This is a genomic window from Actinosynnema sp. NPDC023587 (genome assembly GCF_040640215.1).
In the GTDB taxonomy this organism is placed as follows: Bacteria; Actinomycetota; Actinomycetes; order Mycobacteriales; family Pseudonocardiaceae; genus Actinosynnema.
The window spans coordinates 1-13,705 of record NZ_JBFABG010000031.1; the positions used below are offsets into that span (position 1 = coordinate 1).

Consider the following 13,705-nt stretch of genomic DNA (forward strand, 5'->3'; position numbering starts at 1 on the left):
ACCCGACGAGCCCACAGCGCCCTCGGCGGCCAGCCACCCATCACCCGACTGACCACCTAAGTGTCAACAACGTCACGAGTCAGTACAGCTAGCGCTGCGGCTGGCGCGCCCGCCCCCACCTTTCGCTGCCATCCCCGCCTTTGCAGCCATCAGTCGCCGCCGCCCCCGCCGCAGCCGCTCCCGCACGATGATCCGCTGCTGCTGCACGACGAGGAGCTGCCGCCGTCCGTACCCGACGCGCTCCCGCAACTGTTGCTGGAACAACTGCCGCACCCGCCGCCGCACGACGCGCTCCCGTTCGCGTTGTCGCCACGCCGCCGCCGTTGCAACGTCGCCGCAGCGGCCGGTGCCATGCCGAGCACCTCCCACACCAGGTGTCCCTCGACCTTGCCGAGCAACCCGTGGAAAGCCACCATCGCGAGCCGGTTGTTCGTCGTCGCCACGCCGCCGAGCCGCTTCACCGCCGCCCGTCCGGACGCGGTCAGCGGTCGCGCGGCGCGCCCGACCAGGACGGCGAGCAGGACGGTGCAGAACAGCGCCGCCGCGATCGTCCCGAACTCCAGCACGTCGCCGATGCCCAGTGCCACGATCGCGATCCCGCCGAAGACCAGCACCCGGCGCGCCGTCAGCACCTTCGAACGCCGTGCCGAGGGCCGCACGAAACCGCGTTCGACCAGGTGCGACCGCAACCCGTCCGCCTCGGCACCGCGCGCGGTCCACGTGATGACCTCGCCCAGCTTCCGAGGCAGCGACTGGAGCGCGGAAGCCTGCAACGGCGTCCACGAGCGGTGCGGCGCGTGCACGGCGCTCACCAAGCCCGCGCGCGAGATCCGCACCGCGCCCGACTCGACCAGCGACACCACCGCCACCTCGGCGGCCCGTCCCGGCCCGCCGGCCAGGAATGCCTCCTCCTCGGGGCGGAGATCAGCCGCCGAACCCGCCGAAGTCGGTGTCCACGAAGTCGCCACCGTCGTCCCCTTCCAGCCACTGCGAGGCCAACCACCCGCCGGCGAGCCAGCCGCCCGCCACGAGCAACCCGTTGCGCTTCCGCCAGCGCTGCGGCTCGACGACGACCGCCGGCCGCCTGCGTCGGGGAACCGCCTGCTCGGACGCTTCGACGTAGGCGATCGGTTCCGCCGTCTCGCCGTCGAACACGGCGGTGTCCGCGCGGCGCTCCCCGGGCTCCGGCGGTGCGGCGGCGGCGGGGCGCACGAGGCCGTAGCGCGCGGTCACCTCGGCCGGGTCGACCGGGGCGAGCCCCGCCGTGGCCTCCTCGTACGCCCGCGCGCCGTGCCGGGTGCGCACCGGCGGCGGACCCAGCACCAGCAGCACCGCCACCAGCCCGGTCACCGACGGCACGGCGGCGACCAGCCAGCCGGCCGGGGCGGTGGCCACCCCCACCACCAGGACGGCGAGCACGGGCAGCTCGGCGAGCACCGCCCGGACGAGCCTGCGGCGCGGCGACACCAGCAGTCCCGCCGCGACCAGACCCCGGCCGATCCGCCGCGCGGGCCCGCTGGTCGAGACCTCCACGAGCAGCCCGTCCAGCTCGCGCGGTCGGTCCAGGCGGGCCAGCAGCACGTCCTGAAGTGCCGTCGTCGCACCGGGTGCCGGTGCGGGCACCGCGCTCACCGCCCCACCGGACAGCCGGGCCCGGTTGTCCGCGACCAGCCCCGCCACCGCCACCTCGGCCGCCCGGACCGGGCCGCCGCCGAGGAAACCGACCTCCTCGAACGTGAGCGGTCGGGCCGGTGCGGAGCCGGTGACCCGCTTCAGCCACAGGCCGAGCAGGACCGAGAGCACCAGAACCGGGCCGTACCACCACAGGAACGCCATGTCGCCCAGCCTAGGAGCCGCGAGCCGGCTAACCGCCGCCTCCTCCACCACCACACCCGCCGCCGCCACCGCCGCACGACGACCCGCTGCTGCCGCACGACGAGGACGAACCACCGCCGCACGACGACCCGGTGGCGATGAACCCGCCCCCGGCACCACTCGCGCCGGCCCGTGCCACGCGGCTGGGCGGGCGGGATCGCGCCGCGGCGCGCAGCGGGATGTTCGGGTGCGCGTTGAACCCGCCGAGAGCGACGGACCAGACCTCGTCGGCCTGGCCGGCCACCCCTCCACCCCAGGGGTGCCCGCCTGCGCGAGCCCGGCCCACCGCGCTGTTGCCCAACGCGGTGAGGGTCACGTACCTCGACTTGCGGAACAGCCAGATCAGCACGCCGGTGAGCACGAGTTGCAGCGTCAGCCAGCCGACCGGCGCGCCGATCACCAGCCCGTTCACCCAGCGCACCACGCCGATCACGAACAGCAGCACCATCGGCAGCGCGCTGCGGCCCACCAGGCGCTTCGCCACTCGCGGCGGCACCAGGTAGCCCCGGTCCACCAGGCTGTCGCCGATGACGCCGGCCACGCCCTGGTCGGACACGGAGGTGATCAGCAGCGTGAGGGTGCGGTAGCGGTAGCGGGTGGCGTCGGCGATGACGGCCTGGTCCACCGGGTCGTGCGCGGTGGGGGTGCCGACCACGCTCACCGAGCCGTTGCGGGCCGGGCGCAGCGCCTTGGCCGCGATCAGCGACGCGACGGAGGTTTCCACCACCCGGCGCGGGCCGCCGGTGAGGAACGCGACCTCGTAGGGCCCGAGCACGCCTGCGGGGTCGCCTCCCCGCGTCCCCCGCAGGCGCACTCGGACGGCGATCGCCCAGACCGCGGTGACGGCCAGCGCGATCCAGTACAGCTCAAGGAATTCCGGGCCTGACAAACCCCACGGTCGCTCCACGGTCCACCCCCTGCGGGCCCCGGCGGACTCGCGGTCCGCGCCTGGGGGCAATCGTGTGCGTCAGGCCACACCCCGGCAAGAGGGTTTGAGCAAGCCTTAGGGTTGCCCCTCATCCCCCGTCAGGACGACGATGCGCCGTCCACGCCGCCGGAACCCTCACCGTCGGTGCCCTTGAAGATGCGCATGTTTCCTCCTGGTGTCGACGAACTCGTCATTCGGAGCAGCGCCTTCAGTCTGTCGGATCGCCGGGGTTCTCGACCAGACGCAAGCTGACGCTGTTGATGCAGTACCGCTGGTCGGTGGGTGTGGTGTAGCCCTCACCCTCGAACACGTGCCCGAGGTGGCTGTGGCAGGCGGCGCAGAGCACCTCCGTGCGCACCGTGCCCATGGCCCGGTCTTCCCGGAGGATCACCGAGTCCGCGGCGAGCGGGGAGAAGAACGAGGGCCAGCCGCAGTGCGAGTCGAACTTGGTGTCGCTGCGGAACAGCTCGGCCCCGCAGGCGCGGCAGGAGTAGACGCCCTGGGCCTTGGTGTCGGTGTACTCGCCGGTCCAGGCGGGCTCGGTGCCCGCGTCGCGCAGGACGGCGTACTCCTTGGGCGAGAGGATCTCCCGCCATTCGAGGTCGGAGCGGACCACCTTCGGGGTGGCACCGAGGACAGGTTCCATACCTCCACGTTAATCGAAGAACGTGGAGAGGATCTCGCCGAGCCCGAACCACACGCTGATCACCACGCCCAGCAGGATCAGCACCACCACCGCCACGGCGGTGAGCCTGCGCAGCCCACCGGCCCGGTTGGCGGAGTCGGCGAAGTTCTCCACGCCCGCCAGGTAGCCCTCGACGGTGAACCCGGGCGACTGGCGCTGCATCCGGTCCAGGTGGTCGGCGAACGCCCTGGTCTCCGGGTCGTGCGGGTCCAGACCGATGAGCTCGTCTTCCACGCTCGGCGTCCGGTCCTCGGCCCGGCGGGGCGGCCGGTCCTCCTCCGGGATGTCGGCGGCATGCGAACTGGCCATGCACCCAGGGTAATGGCCGCTTCAACCCCGGGAGACCAGGCGGAACGGACTTCTCCCCGGACCCGGGCGGTTCCCCCGGGACTGCGGCCGTTCAGCCCCGGAGCACGGCGGCCGGGCGGACCGCGCCGACCGGACGGCCGTGCCCGAGCACCGGGAACGTCGCCAGCTCCTCGGGCGCGGCCACGCCCAGCCGGCGCAGCGCCGCCACCAGCACGACCGCCCGCGCCCGGCTCGACCCGTCGGCGATCTTGCACGCCACGGCCTCGCCGGTGGGCAGCGCGATCGCGTAGACGCCCTCGGCCCCGTCCTTGGCGACCGCGCCGGGGATCGCGCGCATGAGCGCCGTCACGTCCCGGCCAGTGCCGCCGACCCACTCCGGGTGGGTGCTCATGGCGTGCGCGATCCGGCGTTCCGGCTCGTCGCCGGAGGTGGTCAACCGGGCGAACGCGCGGGCCAGCCCGACCAGGGAGATGCCGAACAGGGGAGCGCCGCAGCCGTCCACGCCCTCGGCACCGACGCGCTCGCCGGCCAGCTCCTCCAGGGTCTCCCGGATCGCGGAGTGCAGCGGGTGGGCCGGGTCGAGGTAGCTGCCGGTCGGCCAGTCGTTGACCACGCAGGTGGCGAGCATCGCGGCGTGCTTGCCGGAGCAGTTCATGTAGACGGGGGCCTTGTCGCGGCCGGCGGCGAGGTGCGCGCGCAGCGCCGCTTCCCCGACCGGCAGGTCCGGCGTGCACCGCAGCGCGTCCGGGGTCAGGCCGGCGTCGGCGAGGATGCGGGTCGCGCCGGCGACGTGGAAGTCCTCGCCGGAGTGGCTGGCGCAGGCCAGCGCGAGCAGCTCGCCGTCCAGGGCCAGGCCGTGGCGCAGCATGGCCAGCACCTGCACGGGCTTGTTGGACGAACGCGGGTAGGTGACCTGCTCCGGCTGGCCGACCAGGAGTTCCGCATCGCCGCCGGGGCCCAGCGCGACGACCGACCCGTGGTGCACCGACTCCAGGAAATCGCCCCGCCACACCTCGGCGACCAGTTCGTGCGCCATCGTGCGCCCCCTCGTCCGTCCCTCGATCCGGTGAACTGCCAACTGTCGACAGTTAACAACATGAGGGCCGATCATGGTAGGAGACGTCGGTGACACCTCCCCTGCACCTCAGCCTGGCCGGTCAGGCCGTGGACGTGCTCCGCGAGCTGGTGCTGACCGGCGAGATCCCGTCCGGGGCGCGGGTCAACGAGGTCGAGGTGGCCGCCCGCCTGGGCATCAGCCGGGGTCCGCTGCGCGAGGCGATCCGGCACCTGGCGTCCGAGGGCGTGCTCGTCCTGGTGCCGCACCGGGGCGCGCACGTGCCGACCGCGACCGCTGCCGACGTGCGGGCCCTGTTCGAGCTCCGCGCCGCGCTGGAGTGCGCGGCGGCCGAACTCGCGGCCACCCGCCGGACCGAGGCGGACGTGGCCCGGCTGCGCGCGGTCTGCGCCGAGTCGCGGCGCTCCTACCAGGCGGGCGAGCGCTTTCCCTACCAACTGGACCTGGCCTTCCACCAGGCCCTCCTGGACGCCGCCCGCTCGCCGCGGATCGCCGAGCAGGTGCGGCTGGTGCAGCAGCGGGTGGTCCTGCTGCGCAGCGGCCTGCGCGACGACCCGCCGCACCAGCGGGCGTCGCTGGACGACCACGACGCCCTCGTCGCGGCCGTCGCCGCCGCCGACCCGGCCAGGGCCTCCGAGGTGATGCGCAAGCACCTGGCCCGGGTCTGCTCGCAGATGCTCACCGGCCTGCTCGGAGCCGAGGCCGACGCCGGCTGACCGCCGCGCCCGGTGCGCGCCGGACCCGCCGCGCTCAGTACGTCGCCAGGTGGTCCAGCAGGTGCAGGGTGGTCTCCTCGGCGGCCTCCTCCGGCACGAAGTGGCCCGCACCCGGGATCACCTCGAACCAGTACGGCCCGGTCGCCCAGCGCCCGGTGTCCTGCGCCGCCTCGGGCCCCACGACCCGGTCGTCCTCGCCCCACAGGAAGCGGGTGGGCACCGACACCGGCCGGAACACGCCGCTGAAGTCGTTGGCGCGGTACCAGTTCAGGGCCGCCGTCAACGCGCCCGGCTCGCTGAGCCTGCGCACGTACTGGTTCACCCGCTCCGGCGGGATCGCCGCCGGCCAGCCCGCCCGGAGCTGCGCCGCGTCGTCCGCCAACAGCTCCCGCTCCGCCACGCCCGGCGTGCGCAGGTGGTCCAGGCACGACCACCGCCGCTGCTGGTCCGGGTCGGTGCGCAGGGCGTGCGCCAGCGCGCCGGGGTGCGGCGCGGACACCGCGGTCAGCGTCCGGATCCGCAGCGGGTACCGGGCCGCGGCGATCCACGCCACGATCGCGCCCCAGTCGTGCCCCACCAGGTCGAACCGCTTCCACCCCAACGCGTCCGCGATGTCGCGCACGTCCCGCACCGCGTGCTCCAGCCGGTAGGCCGCCACCTCGCGCGGTCGCACGCCCGGCGAGTAGCCGCGCAGGTCCGGCGCGACCGCGCGGTAGCCGTGCGCCGCGAGGGCGCGCAACTGGTGCCGCCACTCGATGCCGCACTCCGGCACCCCGTGCAGCAGCAGCACCTTGCGCCCGGTCGCCGGTCCGGTCGCGATGGTGTCGAACGTGCCGGCGTCGGTCCGGACGCGCTCTCGGGTCAGGTCCGACTCGAAGACCGCGGTTCGTGATCGCATGCACTCATCGTGGCCGGCGGACCACGGAGAGTCCCTGGGGTGCGCACCCGAGGGCCGGGTGGGGGCAGCCCTACCCTCATCGGAGTGGCGCGTCCGGGTGTCGGCCGGCCTCGTTCAGCCCAGCGTCCCGGTGACCTTCGCGTGCCCCTTCAGCAGGTTCCGCGCGATCGTCCGGCGCTGGATCTCGTCGGTGCCCTCGTAGATCCGCAGGAGCCGGAGCTCGCGGTACCAGCGCTCGATCGGCAGCTCCCGCGTGTAGCCCATGCCGCCGTGGACCTGGAGCACCCGGTCCACGATCTCGTTGGCCTTGATCCCGCCGTACAGCTTGGCGATGCTCTGCGCCTGGCGGGAGTCGGCCCCCTGGTCGACCAGCCACGCGGCGTGCAGCACCAGCCAGCGCAGCGCCTCGATCTCCACCGCCGAGTCCGCCAACATCCACTGGATGGCCTGGTACTCGGCGATCGGCCGGCCGAACGCCACCCGGTTCCGGGCCTGCTCCACGGCCATCTCCACCAGCCGCTCGCACGCCCCGAGCGCCCGCGCGGGCAGCAGGTAGCGGCCCTGCCCGATCCACTGCATGGCCAGCCGGAACCCCTGCCCGACCTCGCCCAGCACGCTCTCCGGTGGCACCCGCACGTCGTCGAACACCAGCGCCGCCGGACCCCACTGGCCCATGGTCGAGATGGGCTCGGACCGCCAGCCCCGGTCCCGGTCGACCAGGAAGCAGGTGACCCCGCCGTCCGCGCCCTTCTCCTTGTCCGTCACCGCGAACACCATCACGAAGTCGGCCTCGTGGCCCTGCGTGATGAACGTCTTCTCGCCGTTGATCACCCACTCGCCGCCCTCCAGCCGGGCGGAGGTGCGGATGGCCTTGGCGTCCGAGCCCGCGCCCGGCTCGGTGATCGCGAAGCACGACACCCGCTCGCCGGAGATGGTCGGCAGCAGGTAGCGCCGGCGCTGCTCCTCGTTGCCGTGGAACAGGATGTTGTCGGCGTACCCGCCGAACCGGAACGGCACGAAGCTGCGCCCCAGCTCCTGCTCGACCAGCGCGGTCATCACCGCGCCGAGCCCCATCCCGCCGTACTCCCGAGGCGTGAGCACGCCGAAGAACCCGGCGGCCTTGGCCTTGTCCTGCAACCCGGTGAGCTCGTCCCGGCGCAACCCCGGCTCGCCCGCGCGTTCGCGGCGCAGCACCTCGGGCTCCAGCGGCACGATCTCCTTGCGCACGAAGGTGCGCACCCAGTCGCGGATCTCCCTCTGCTCCTCGTCGAGCGCGAAGTCCATGACGCCCCTCCCTCTCCGGCCCCCGGACCGGGAGCCACCGGCGGCGCTGCCGGTCGGTGCCGCGCACCGCGACCACCGGCCGGACCACCGGAAGTCGCCGCGCCACCCCCGGTGACCTCCTCGGCGAACGGTGTTAGTTTTCCAACGTAGGCGCGCACCCGAACCCGAGGCAAGAGGAGTCACCCATGCCCAGGACCCCGATCCTGAGCGCCTCGGGCATCCGGACCGCCGCCCTCGCCCTCGTCGACCGGGACGGGCTGGCCGGGCTGTCGATGCGCAAGCTGGCCGCCGAGCTCGGCGTGCGGGCGGCGTCGCTGTACGGGCACGTGGCCACCAAGGACGACCTGCTGCACGACCTGGCTGCCGGAATCCTGGAGGAGGTCGACGTCTCCGGCTTCGCCGAGGGGGACTGGCGGCACGGCCTCACCACGTGCGCCCGCTCCTACCGGGCCGCGCTGGCCGAGCACCCGAACATCGTGCCGTTCCTGGCGTACGGCCCGGCGCACCGCGAGACGTCCTCGCGCAGGCTCGACGTCGTGCGCGGCGGTCTGGTCGCCGCCGGCTGGGGCCGCCGCGAGGCCACCATGATCGCCGCGTCCCTGGTGTACCTCGTCCTGGGCGCGGCGCTGAGCTCGTTCTCCAGCGGCTTCTCCGGGGACCAGGCCCTCCACCCGGACCCGGGCCGGGCCGAGCCGCTGCCGTCCGTCGCGGAGGAACTCGACCACGACAGCTTCGAACTGGCGCTGGCCGCGTTCGTCGACGGCCTGGCCCTGCGCGTCCCCGCCGATCTTCGAGCGCCGCAGGTCGACGCGGGTTAGGCTCGCCGCGTGGCTGCGAAGGCTGTGGAGCTGACCGTCGGCGAGCGCGAGGTCCGGGTGTCGAACCCGGACAAGGTGTACTTCCCGGAGCGCGGCATCACCAAGCGCCAGGTGGTGGAGTACTACATCGCGGTCGCCGAGCCGCTGCTGGCCGTGCTGCGGGACCGGCCCACGACCCTCAAGCGGTACGTCGACGGGGTGACCGGCGAGGCGTTCTACCAGAAGCGGTTGCCCAAGGGCGCGCCCGACTGGGTGCAGACCGCGCGCATCGCGTTCCCGTCCGGCAGGCCGGCCGACGAGGTGTGCCCGACCGAGCCCGCCGTGCTGGCGTGGGCCGCGAACCTCGGCACCTTCGACTTCCACCCGTGGCCGGTCCGCCGGCCCGACACCGACCACCCGGACGAACTGCGCGTCGACCTGGACCCGCAACCCGGCACGGACTTCGGCGACGCGGTGGCGGTGGCGCTCGTCCTGCGCGAGGTGCTGGGCGAACTGGGCCTGACGGGCTACCCGAAGACCTCCGGCGGACGCGGCGTCCACGTGGCCGTGCGCATCCGGCCGGAATGGGACTTCATCGACGTCCGGCACGCCGTGATCGCCCTGGCCCGCGAGGTCGAGCGCCGAGCGCCGGACCTGGCCACCACGTCGTGGTGGAAGGAAGAACGCGGCGCGAAGGTCTTCCTGGACTACAACCAGGCCGCCCGGGACCGCACGATCGCCTCGGCCTGGTCCGTCCGGGGCACCCCGCGAGCGACCGTCTCGACCCCGGTGACCTGGGACCGGCTGTCCACAGTGGACCCGGACGACTTCGACGTGCTGACCGTGCCGGACTACCTGGCCGAACACGGCGACCCGCACGCCGACCTGGACGCGGAGGCGTTCGGCCTGGAGACCCTGCTCGACTGGTACGCGTCCGACGAACGAGGTGAACTGCCCTACCCGCCGGACTACCCGAAGATGCCCGGCGAGCCGCCGCGCGTGCAGCCGTCGCGGAAACGGAACTAGGTCACGAGGGTGCTCACGGCGGCGTCGGGGTCATCCTGAGGTCGGCCGGCAGGTGCAGCCAGGCGGTGGACTCGGCATCCCAGTCGGTCAGGAGCGCGGTGCCGTGCGGGGTCCTGACCGGTACGTGTTGTGCGGTGAGGAGGCCTGTCACGGTCAGGTGCACCGCGTCAAGGTCTTCGGCGGCACGGCTCCAGTGCACCCGGGCGCGCCCCTCGGACGAGTGCGGGTATCGGCGGACCAGGTGCTCGTAGTCGGCGGGTGAGTCGATGGTGAACAGCCGGACGCCGGTCGGGTCGAACGTGGTGGTGAACAGTCGCCTGCCGGGGCCGAACTCCGCCCCTTCTCCCCATTGCCACATGCTGGTGCCGCCGGGGAGGAAGGACGAGGTCCACAGTGCCCCGACCGGTTTGTCGGTGCGCGCGGACCCATCGGTCACGTGGACCGGGCGAGGTGTCGCGTCCTTCGTGAACCGCGCTTGGGGCGATCGCAATGACGTGTCGCCGAGTACGCCGGTCGACAGCCGTCGCAAGACGGCGGCGGCGGTGCCGTCGAGTTCCGGCGTGGGACGTGCGACGAACTCGTGCCGGGAATGCTGGAGCGATCCCGCGAAGACGATGTGCTCGTAGAGGTCCTCGTCGGTCAGGTCGGCGAGTTGTCGGACCGGGACGGCATCGCCGAAGAAGTCCCGCATGATCAGGCACAGCTCGATGAACACCGGGCTTCGAACCCTGTCGACGACATGATCGGCCACGAGTCGACCTCGCAGGTGCACCGGCGGTTGGCGAAGCCGACTGTAGTGCCGCGCGGGGAGCCACCAGGAACTGCCCTCGGCATAGCGGTCCGAGACTGGGTTCCGAGCCGAAATCCTTACCGTAAAGCGAGTCAGGCTCACAACTCGACCGCTGTCCTCAGTGGACCGGACGGGGCTGACTTGGCGCACTTGCGGATTGCCCCACTGGTCCAGATGCTTCTTGAACGTGTTCAGTACGTCGTTCCGCCACCCCGTGAAGCGCACGGTCCCGGAGCCGCTTCACCGGGGCTGTGTCCACTCGACACCGCGCCGCCGTCGGTCCACCAAAGAGGTACGGCTTGAAACGGTGTGTGCGGGGACCGGCCGATCGGCGGGGACGAGCGGTAGGGGTGGGCCGTGCGGACCGCCGAAGTGATCGGTCGGACCGATCACCTCCACCGAACTTTCCGCCCCGTGGGCGGAGATCGCGGCCGATCGGCGGCCGGCGCTTGTAGCGTTCGGGGTATGGAGTTCGTCATCCGTGTCGCGGCACCGCTTCCCCTTCTGCCACGCCTCCCGGTGGCCCGTCGGCGGGTACTGGCCCTCGCGGAGCGCGACGGTCTGCTCTGCCGGTGGTGCGGCTTGAAAGCCGACCTGGAGTGGCCCGTGGGGCACCCGGCCGCGCCGGTGGCGACCCGCGCCGGGTCCGGTGCCGAAGACCTGAGGTTGGCGCACCGCTTCTGCGACGACCCGGCCAACCGCAAGTTCGACCTCGAAGACCCGGCCGCCACGGTGCGGGTGCGCCGGGCGCGGCTGGCGTTCGCCGTGGAGGTGGCGCGGTCCCCGGGCGCTGCGCCCGCCCGCCGTTGGCGGCGCTTCGAGTGGGGCAGTGACGGGCACCGGACGACCGTCGCCCACCTGCGGTCGATGCTGCGCCTCGGCGTCCGGCCGGGGTTCGCGGACGTCGCGGCGGTGGTCGTGGGGCCGGTCGCGCGCGGCCTGTACCTGGCGCGGGTGCACCGGTGGTCGCACCGTCCACTGCCGACCGCCGCGCGCCGCCCGGTCGGGGTCCTCGATACCGACTGACTGCCCGAGGTCCATCGCACCCGACCTGTCGGCCGCATCCGACGACCGGAACCGTGCGGGCGGTGATCTCCGTTCGTCGCGCTCTGCCGCACCCTCGGCCTCGACGGCACCGTCGAGCGGTTCGCCGACGGCTCGCTGTCAGCGTCTCCGGGCGGTTGCCGGTGCCCTCGCCCGAGGTGCTCGGCTCGGGCGAGTTCGGCGACTGGGGCTAGGTCCACATGACGCGCCTGCACGGCACCGGCCTGGTCGACTTCGAACCTGCCGTGCGCGCCGCCCGCGAGTGCGAGCTCGTCGCCCCCGGCGTCTTCCTCACCCGGGGTGACCGGAACGCCAACACCGCGTTGCGCGCCGGGGACGGCCGTGCCGTCGACCCCCGCCGGGTCACGGCCTACGCGCTCCTGCACGTCTGCTCCGACCTCGCCTGGTACCTGCGCGAGGTCCCCACCGGCTCGACCACCTCGGACGACCTGGCGGAACACTGGTTTGGGCCAACCGGCTAGTTGTCGCAGCGGTTCGGCCGCGATCCGACTGCACCTCTCGTACCATGGACGGCGACGCTGGAGCGAGGGAGGTCAGCCATGGCGGGTGCGTACGTGGTGCGGTTCGTCGGCGGTCCCCTGGACGGGCGGGTCGACTCGGTGAGCACGCCCCCCGAGGCCCCCAAGCCGACGCTCACCCACGTCCACCTCCACGGCGGGCCGAAGATCGTGCACCACTACGACCTCCAGTACGCCGTCGAGTACGGCTGCGAGTACCGCCTCCGCGTCGAGGACTGACCTCCGGGGAGGGCGGGGCGGGATCGGGGGAGTCCGCCGCCCGGTGCCGGCGAGGCGTGAGATCGCTCTCATCTTCGCAGGGTCCACTGTGGACGGTAAATGGCCCGGCGGTCGTCTCGTTCGGGTTGTCGGGAGCTGTCGCCGGTGGTCCTGCGGGCCTGCGTGCGCGCGTCGGTCGACTGCCGCTCACAGTCCACAGTGGATGGTTGAGGTCGTCGCGCGGTCGTGCCGGCGCTCGCCACCCGCCGGGCCCGCAGCGGGTGCCGCGTTCGCCGGCCCGCGGAATTGTCGGTGCCGTAGGGCAAGCTGCACGCGACGGAACATGATCGGCAGTGGAGGTGCCCGATGGCGAAGGCGAAGCAGAGTTCCTTGTCGGCCGAGGACCTCGACCACCTGCGCGGGGAACTCGCCGCGGGCCGCCCGCCCGCGGTGTGGTTCACCTCGGCGGCGGTCGGCGTGGAGGCGGGCAGATCGGCGAAGGTGCTGGCGTTCACCGACCCGCCCGAGGGCGACTACATCCAGGTGCGGCCGACCGGTGAGAAGGACGAGCTGTCGTTCTCGCCGGCGGAACTCACCTTGGAGAAGCCCGCGCCGCGCCGCAAGACCCCGCCGGCTCCCCCGGAGCCGGAGCCCGCCGCGCCCGCGCCGACCCCGGTCGAGCACATCTACAGCCCGGAGCCGAAGCCCGCGCCCCCGAAGCCCGCACCCAAGCCCGCGCCCGCCCCGGCCGCGCCCCCGGCGCGCGCCGCCGGCCGCAAGCAGCCCAAGCCCGCCGAGGTGACGGTGACCCTGACCTCCACCGCCGAGGGGGAGTGGACCGTCGACGTGCAGACCGGCGCGAAGCGGGTGCTCAAGAACGCCCCCGTCGCGGCCTCGGCGGTCGCCCAGGCCGCGAAGCTGCTGCTGCCGGAAGTCGACGAAGCGGTGGAGACGGTTTTGAGTGCCGCTCGGGAACGCCACTTGGCCCGCGTCGAACAACTCCGGGCGGAGTTGGCGGAGGCGCAACGCGCATTGGATGAGCTGACCGGCTGAAATGCGGCCACGTAGTGCGACATCCTGATGACAAATGTTCCGCGATCGGGTGACGACCCTTCCCACGCTCGGCGGTAGGGCGCACCGTAGGGGCCGTCATACCGTGCCACTAACTGGATGCCCACGCGATCACGGGAGGCCATGATGGCGGTAGAGATCACGACCACGGAACAGGTTCCGGCGGCTGGTAGCTGCGGCTGCTGCGGCGGCTGCACCGGACCCGGCTGCGGGTGCTGCTCAAGCTGTTAACTCCGCATGGCCGACGACCCCCGAGGCGGTTGCCCCGGGGGTCGTCGCAGGTCCGTGGGCGGAAAAGTCGGAAATGCGCCTACCGGTCCGCCGCGCGAAATGGATTTATAGCGAACAAATACGCCGGGGCGACCGGATCGACATTGAGCCTTTTTCATCCTGGTCTGGATGTGTTGGTACGCAAGGAATGTCGGTCACAAACCGGCAGCGGTCGGCGGGTCGGTGTCCGGACATGGCGA

Annotated in this window: 16 protein-coding genes; 7 read left to right on the forward strand and 9 right to left on the reverse strand. The window is 72.9% G+C overall.

Features of this window, described 5'->3' with window-relative positions:
* Nucleotides 1–149: 149 nt before the first annotated feature.
* The 6 genes from AB0G01_RS35170 to AB0G01_RS35195 all read right to left on the reverse strand — a co-directional run bounded on the left by AB0G01_RS35170 (nt 150) and on the right by AB0G01_RS35195 (nt 4,833).
* Nucleotides 150–968, reverse strand: coding sequence for a TIGR04222 domain-containing membrane protein (locus AB0G01_RS35170; RefSeq protein WP_360955268.1), 819 nt, complete (start codon nt 966–968; stop codon nt 150–152).
* Complete coding sequence (locus tag AB0G01_RS35175; protein WP_360955271.1) at nt 925–1,836, reverse strand: TIGR04222 domain-containing membrane protein; 912 nt, start codon at nt 1,834–1,836, stop codon at nt 925–927. Before AB0G01_RS35175 ends, AB0G01_RS35170 begins: the two co-directional genes overlap by 44 nt.
* A gap of 28 nt (nt 1,837–1,864) precedes the next feature.
* Nucleotides 1,865–2,782, reverse strand: coding sequence for a TIGR04222 domain-containing membrane protein (locus AB0G01_RS35180; protein WP_360955274.1), 918 nt, complete (start codon nt 2,780–2,782; stop codon nt 1,865–1,867).
* Between the two features lie 229 nt (nt 2,783–3,011).
* Complete coding sequence (gene msrB / locus AB0G01_RS35185) at nt 3,012–3,449, reverse strand: peptide-methionine (R)-S-oxide reductase MsrB (protein ID WP_360955277.1); 438 nt, start codon at nt 3,447–3,449, stop codon at nt 3,012–3,014.
* Nucleotides 3,450–3,458: 9 nt separating this feature from the next.
* Complete coding sequence (locus tag AB0G01_RS35190) at nt 3,459–3,797, reverse strand: hypothetical protein (protein WP_360955280.1); 339 nt, start codon at nt 3,795–3,797, stop codon at nt 3,459–3,461.
* Between the two features lie 91 nt (nt 3,798–3,888).
* Nucleotides 3,889–4,833, reverse strand: a complete 945-nt coding sequence (locus AB0G01_RS35195; RefSeq protein ID WP_360955283.1) for an asparaginase — start codon at nt 4,831–4,833, stop codon at nt 3,889–3,891.
* 89 nt (nt 4,834–4,922) lie between these two features.
* Between AB0G01_RS35195 and AB0G01_RS35200 the strand changes: the two genes are divergently transcribed.
* A complete protein-coding gene (locus AB0G01_RS35200) occupies nt 4,923–5,588 on the forward strand; it encodes a GntR family transcriptional regulator (protein WP_360955286.1) in 666 nt (221 codons plus the stop codon).
* A 34-nt stretch (nt 5,589–5,622) separates the two neighbouring features.
* Here the strand turns inward: AB0G01_RS35200 and AB0G01_RS35205 are convergent, their stop codons facing one another.
* Complete coding sequence (locus tag AB0G01_RS35205; RefSeq protein ID WP_360955289.1) at nt 5,623–6,486, reverse strand: alpha/beta hydrolase; 864 nt, start codon at nt 6,484–6,486, stop codon at nt 5,623–5,625.
* Between the two features lie 114 nt (nt 6,487–6,600).
* A complete protein-coding gene (locus AB0G01_RS35210; protein ID WP_360955292.1) occupies nt 6,601–7,770 on the reverse strand; it encodes an acyl-CoA dehydrogenase family protein in 1,170 nt (389 codons plus the stop codon).
* A gap of 185 nt (nt 7,771–7,955) precedes the next feature.
* On the opposite strand from AB0G01_RS35210, the gene AB0G01_RS35215 reads away from it, so the two are divergent.
* Together AB0G01_RS35215 and ligD are read left to right on the forward strand one after the other, a co-directional pair.
* Complete coding sequence (locus tag AB0G01_RS35215; protein WP_360955295.1) at nt 7,956–8,588, forward strand: TetR family transcriptional regulator; 633 nt, start codon at nt 7,956–7,958, stop codon at nt 8,586–8,588.
* Between the two features lie 9 nt (nt 8,589–8,597).
* Nucleotides 8,598–9,593, forward strand: coding sequence for a non-homologous end-joining DNA ligase (gene ligD / locus AB0G01_RS35220; protein ID WP_360955298.1), 996 nt, complete (start codon nt 8,598–8,600; stop codon nt 9,591–9,593).
* 13 nt (nt 9,594–9,606) lie between these two features.
* On the opposite strand, the gene AB0G01_RS35225 is transcribed toward ligD, so the two are convergent.
* Nucleotides 9,607–10,608 carry a hypothetical protein gene (locus AB0G01_RS35225; protein WP_360955301.1) on the reverse strand — a complete coding sequence of 334 codons (1,002 nt, stop codon included), beginning with the start codon at nt 10,606–10,608 and terminating at the stop codon, nt 9,607–9,609.
* 240 nt (nt 10,609–10,848) lie between these two features.
* Between AB0G01_RS35225 and AB0G01_RS35230 the strand changes: the two genes are divergently transcribed.
* The 4 genes from AB0G01_RS35230 (at nt 10,849) to AB0G01_RS35245 (ending at nt 13,217) form a co-directional block, all read left to right on the forward strand.
* Nucleotides 10,849–11,409, forward strand: a complete 561-nt coding sequence (locus AB0G01_RS35230; RefSeq protein WP_360955304.1) for a hypothetical protein — start codon at nt 10,849–10,851, stop codon at nt 11,407–11,409.
* 218 nt (nt 11,410–11,627) lie between these two features.
* Entirely contained in the window at nt 11,628–11,909 is a 282-nt protein-coding gene (locus tag AB0G01_RS35235) for a hypothetical protein (RefSeq protein ID WP_360955307.1), read from the forward strand.
* Between the two features lie 78 nt (nt 11,910–11,987).
* Nucleotides 11,988–12,185 (forward strand): hypothetical protein, encoded by a 198-nt coding sequence (locus AB0G01_RS35240; RefSeq protein WP_360725826.1) that lies wholly within the window; start codon nt 11,988–11,990, stop codon nt 12,183–12,185.
* Between the two features lie 345 nt (nt 12,186–12,530).
* Nucleotides 12,531–13,217, forward strand: coding sequence for a DUF6319 family protein (locus AB0G01_RS35245; RefSeq protein WP_360955310.1), 687 nt, complete (start codon nt 12,531–12,533; stop codon nt 13,215–13,217).
* Nucleotides 13,218–13,705: the final 488 nt, after the last annotated feature.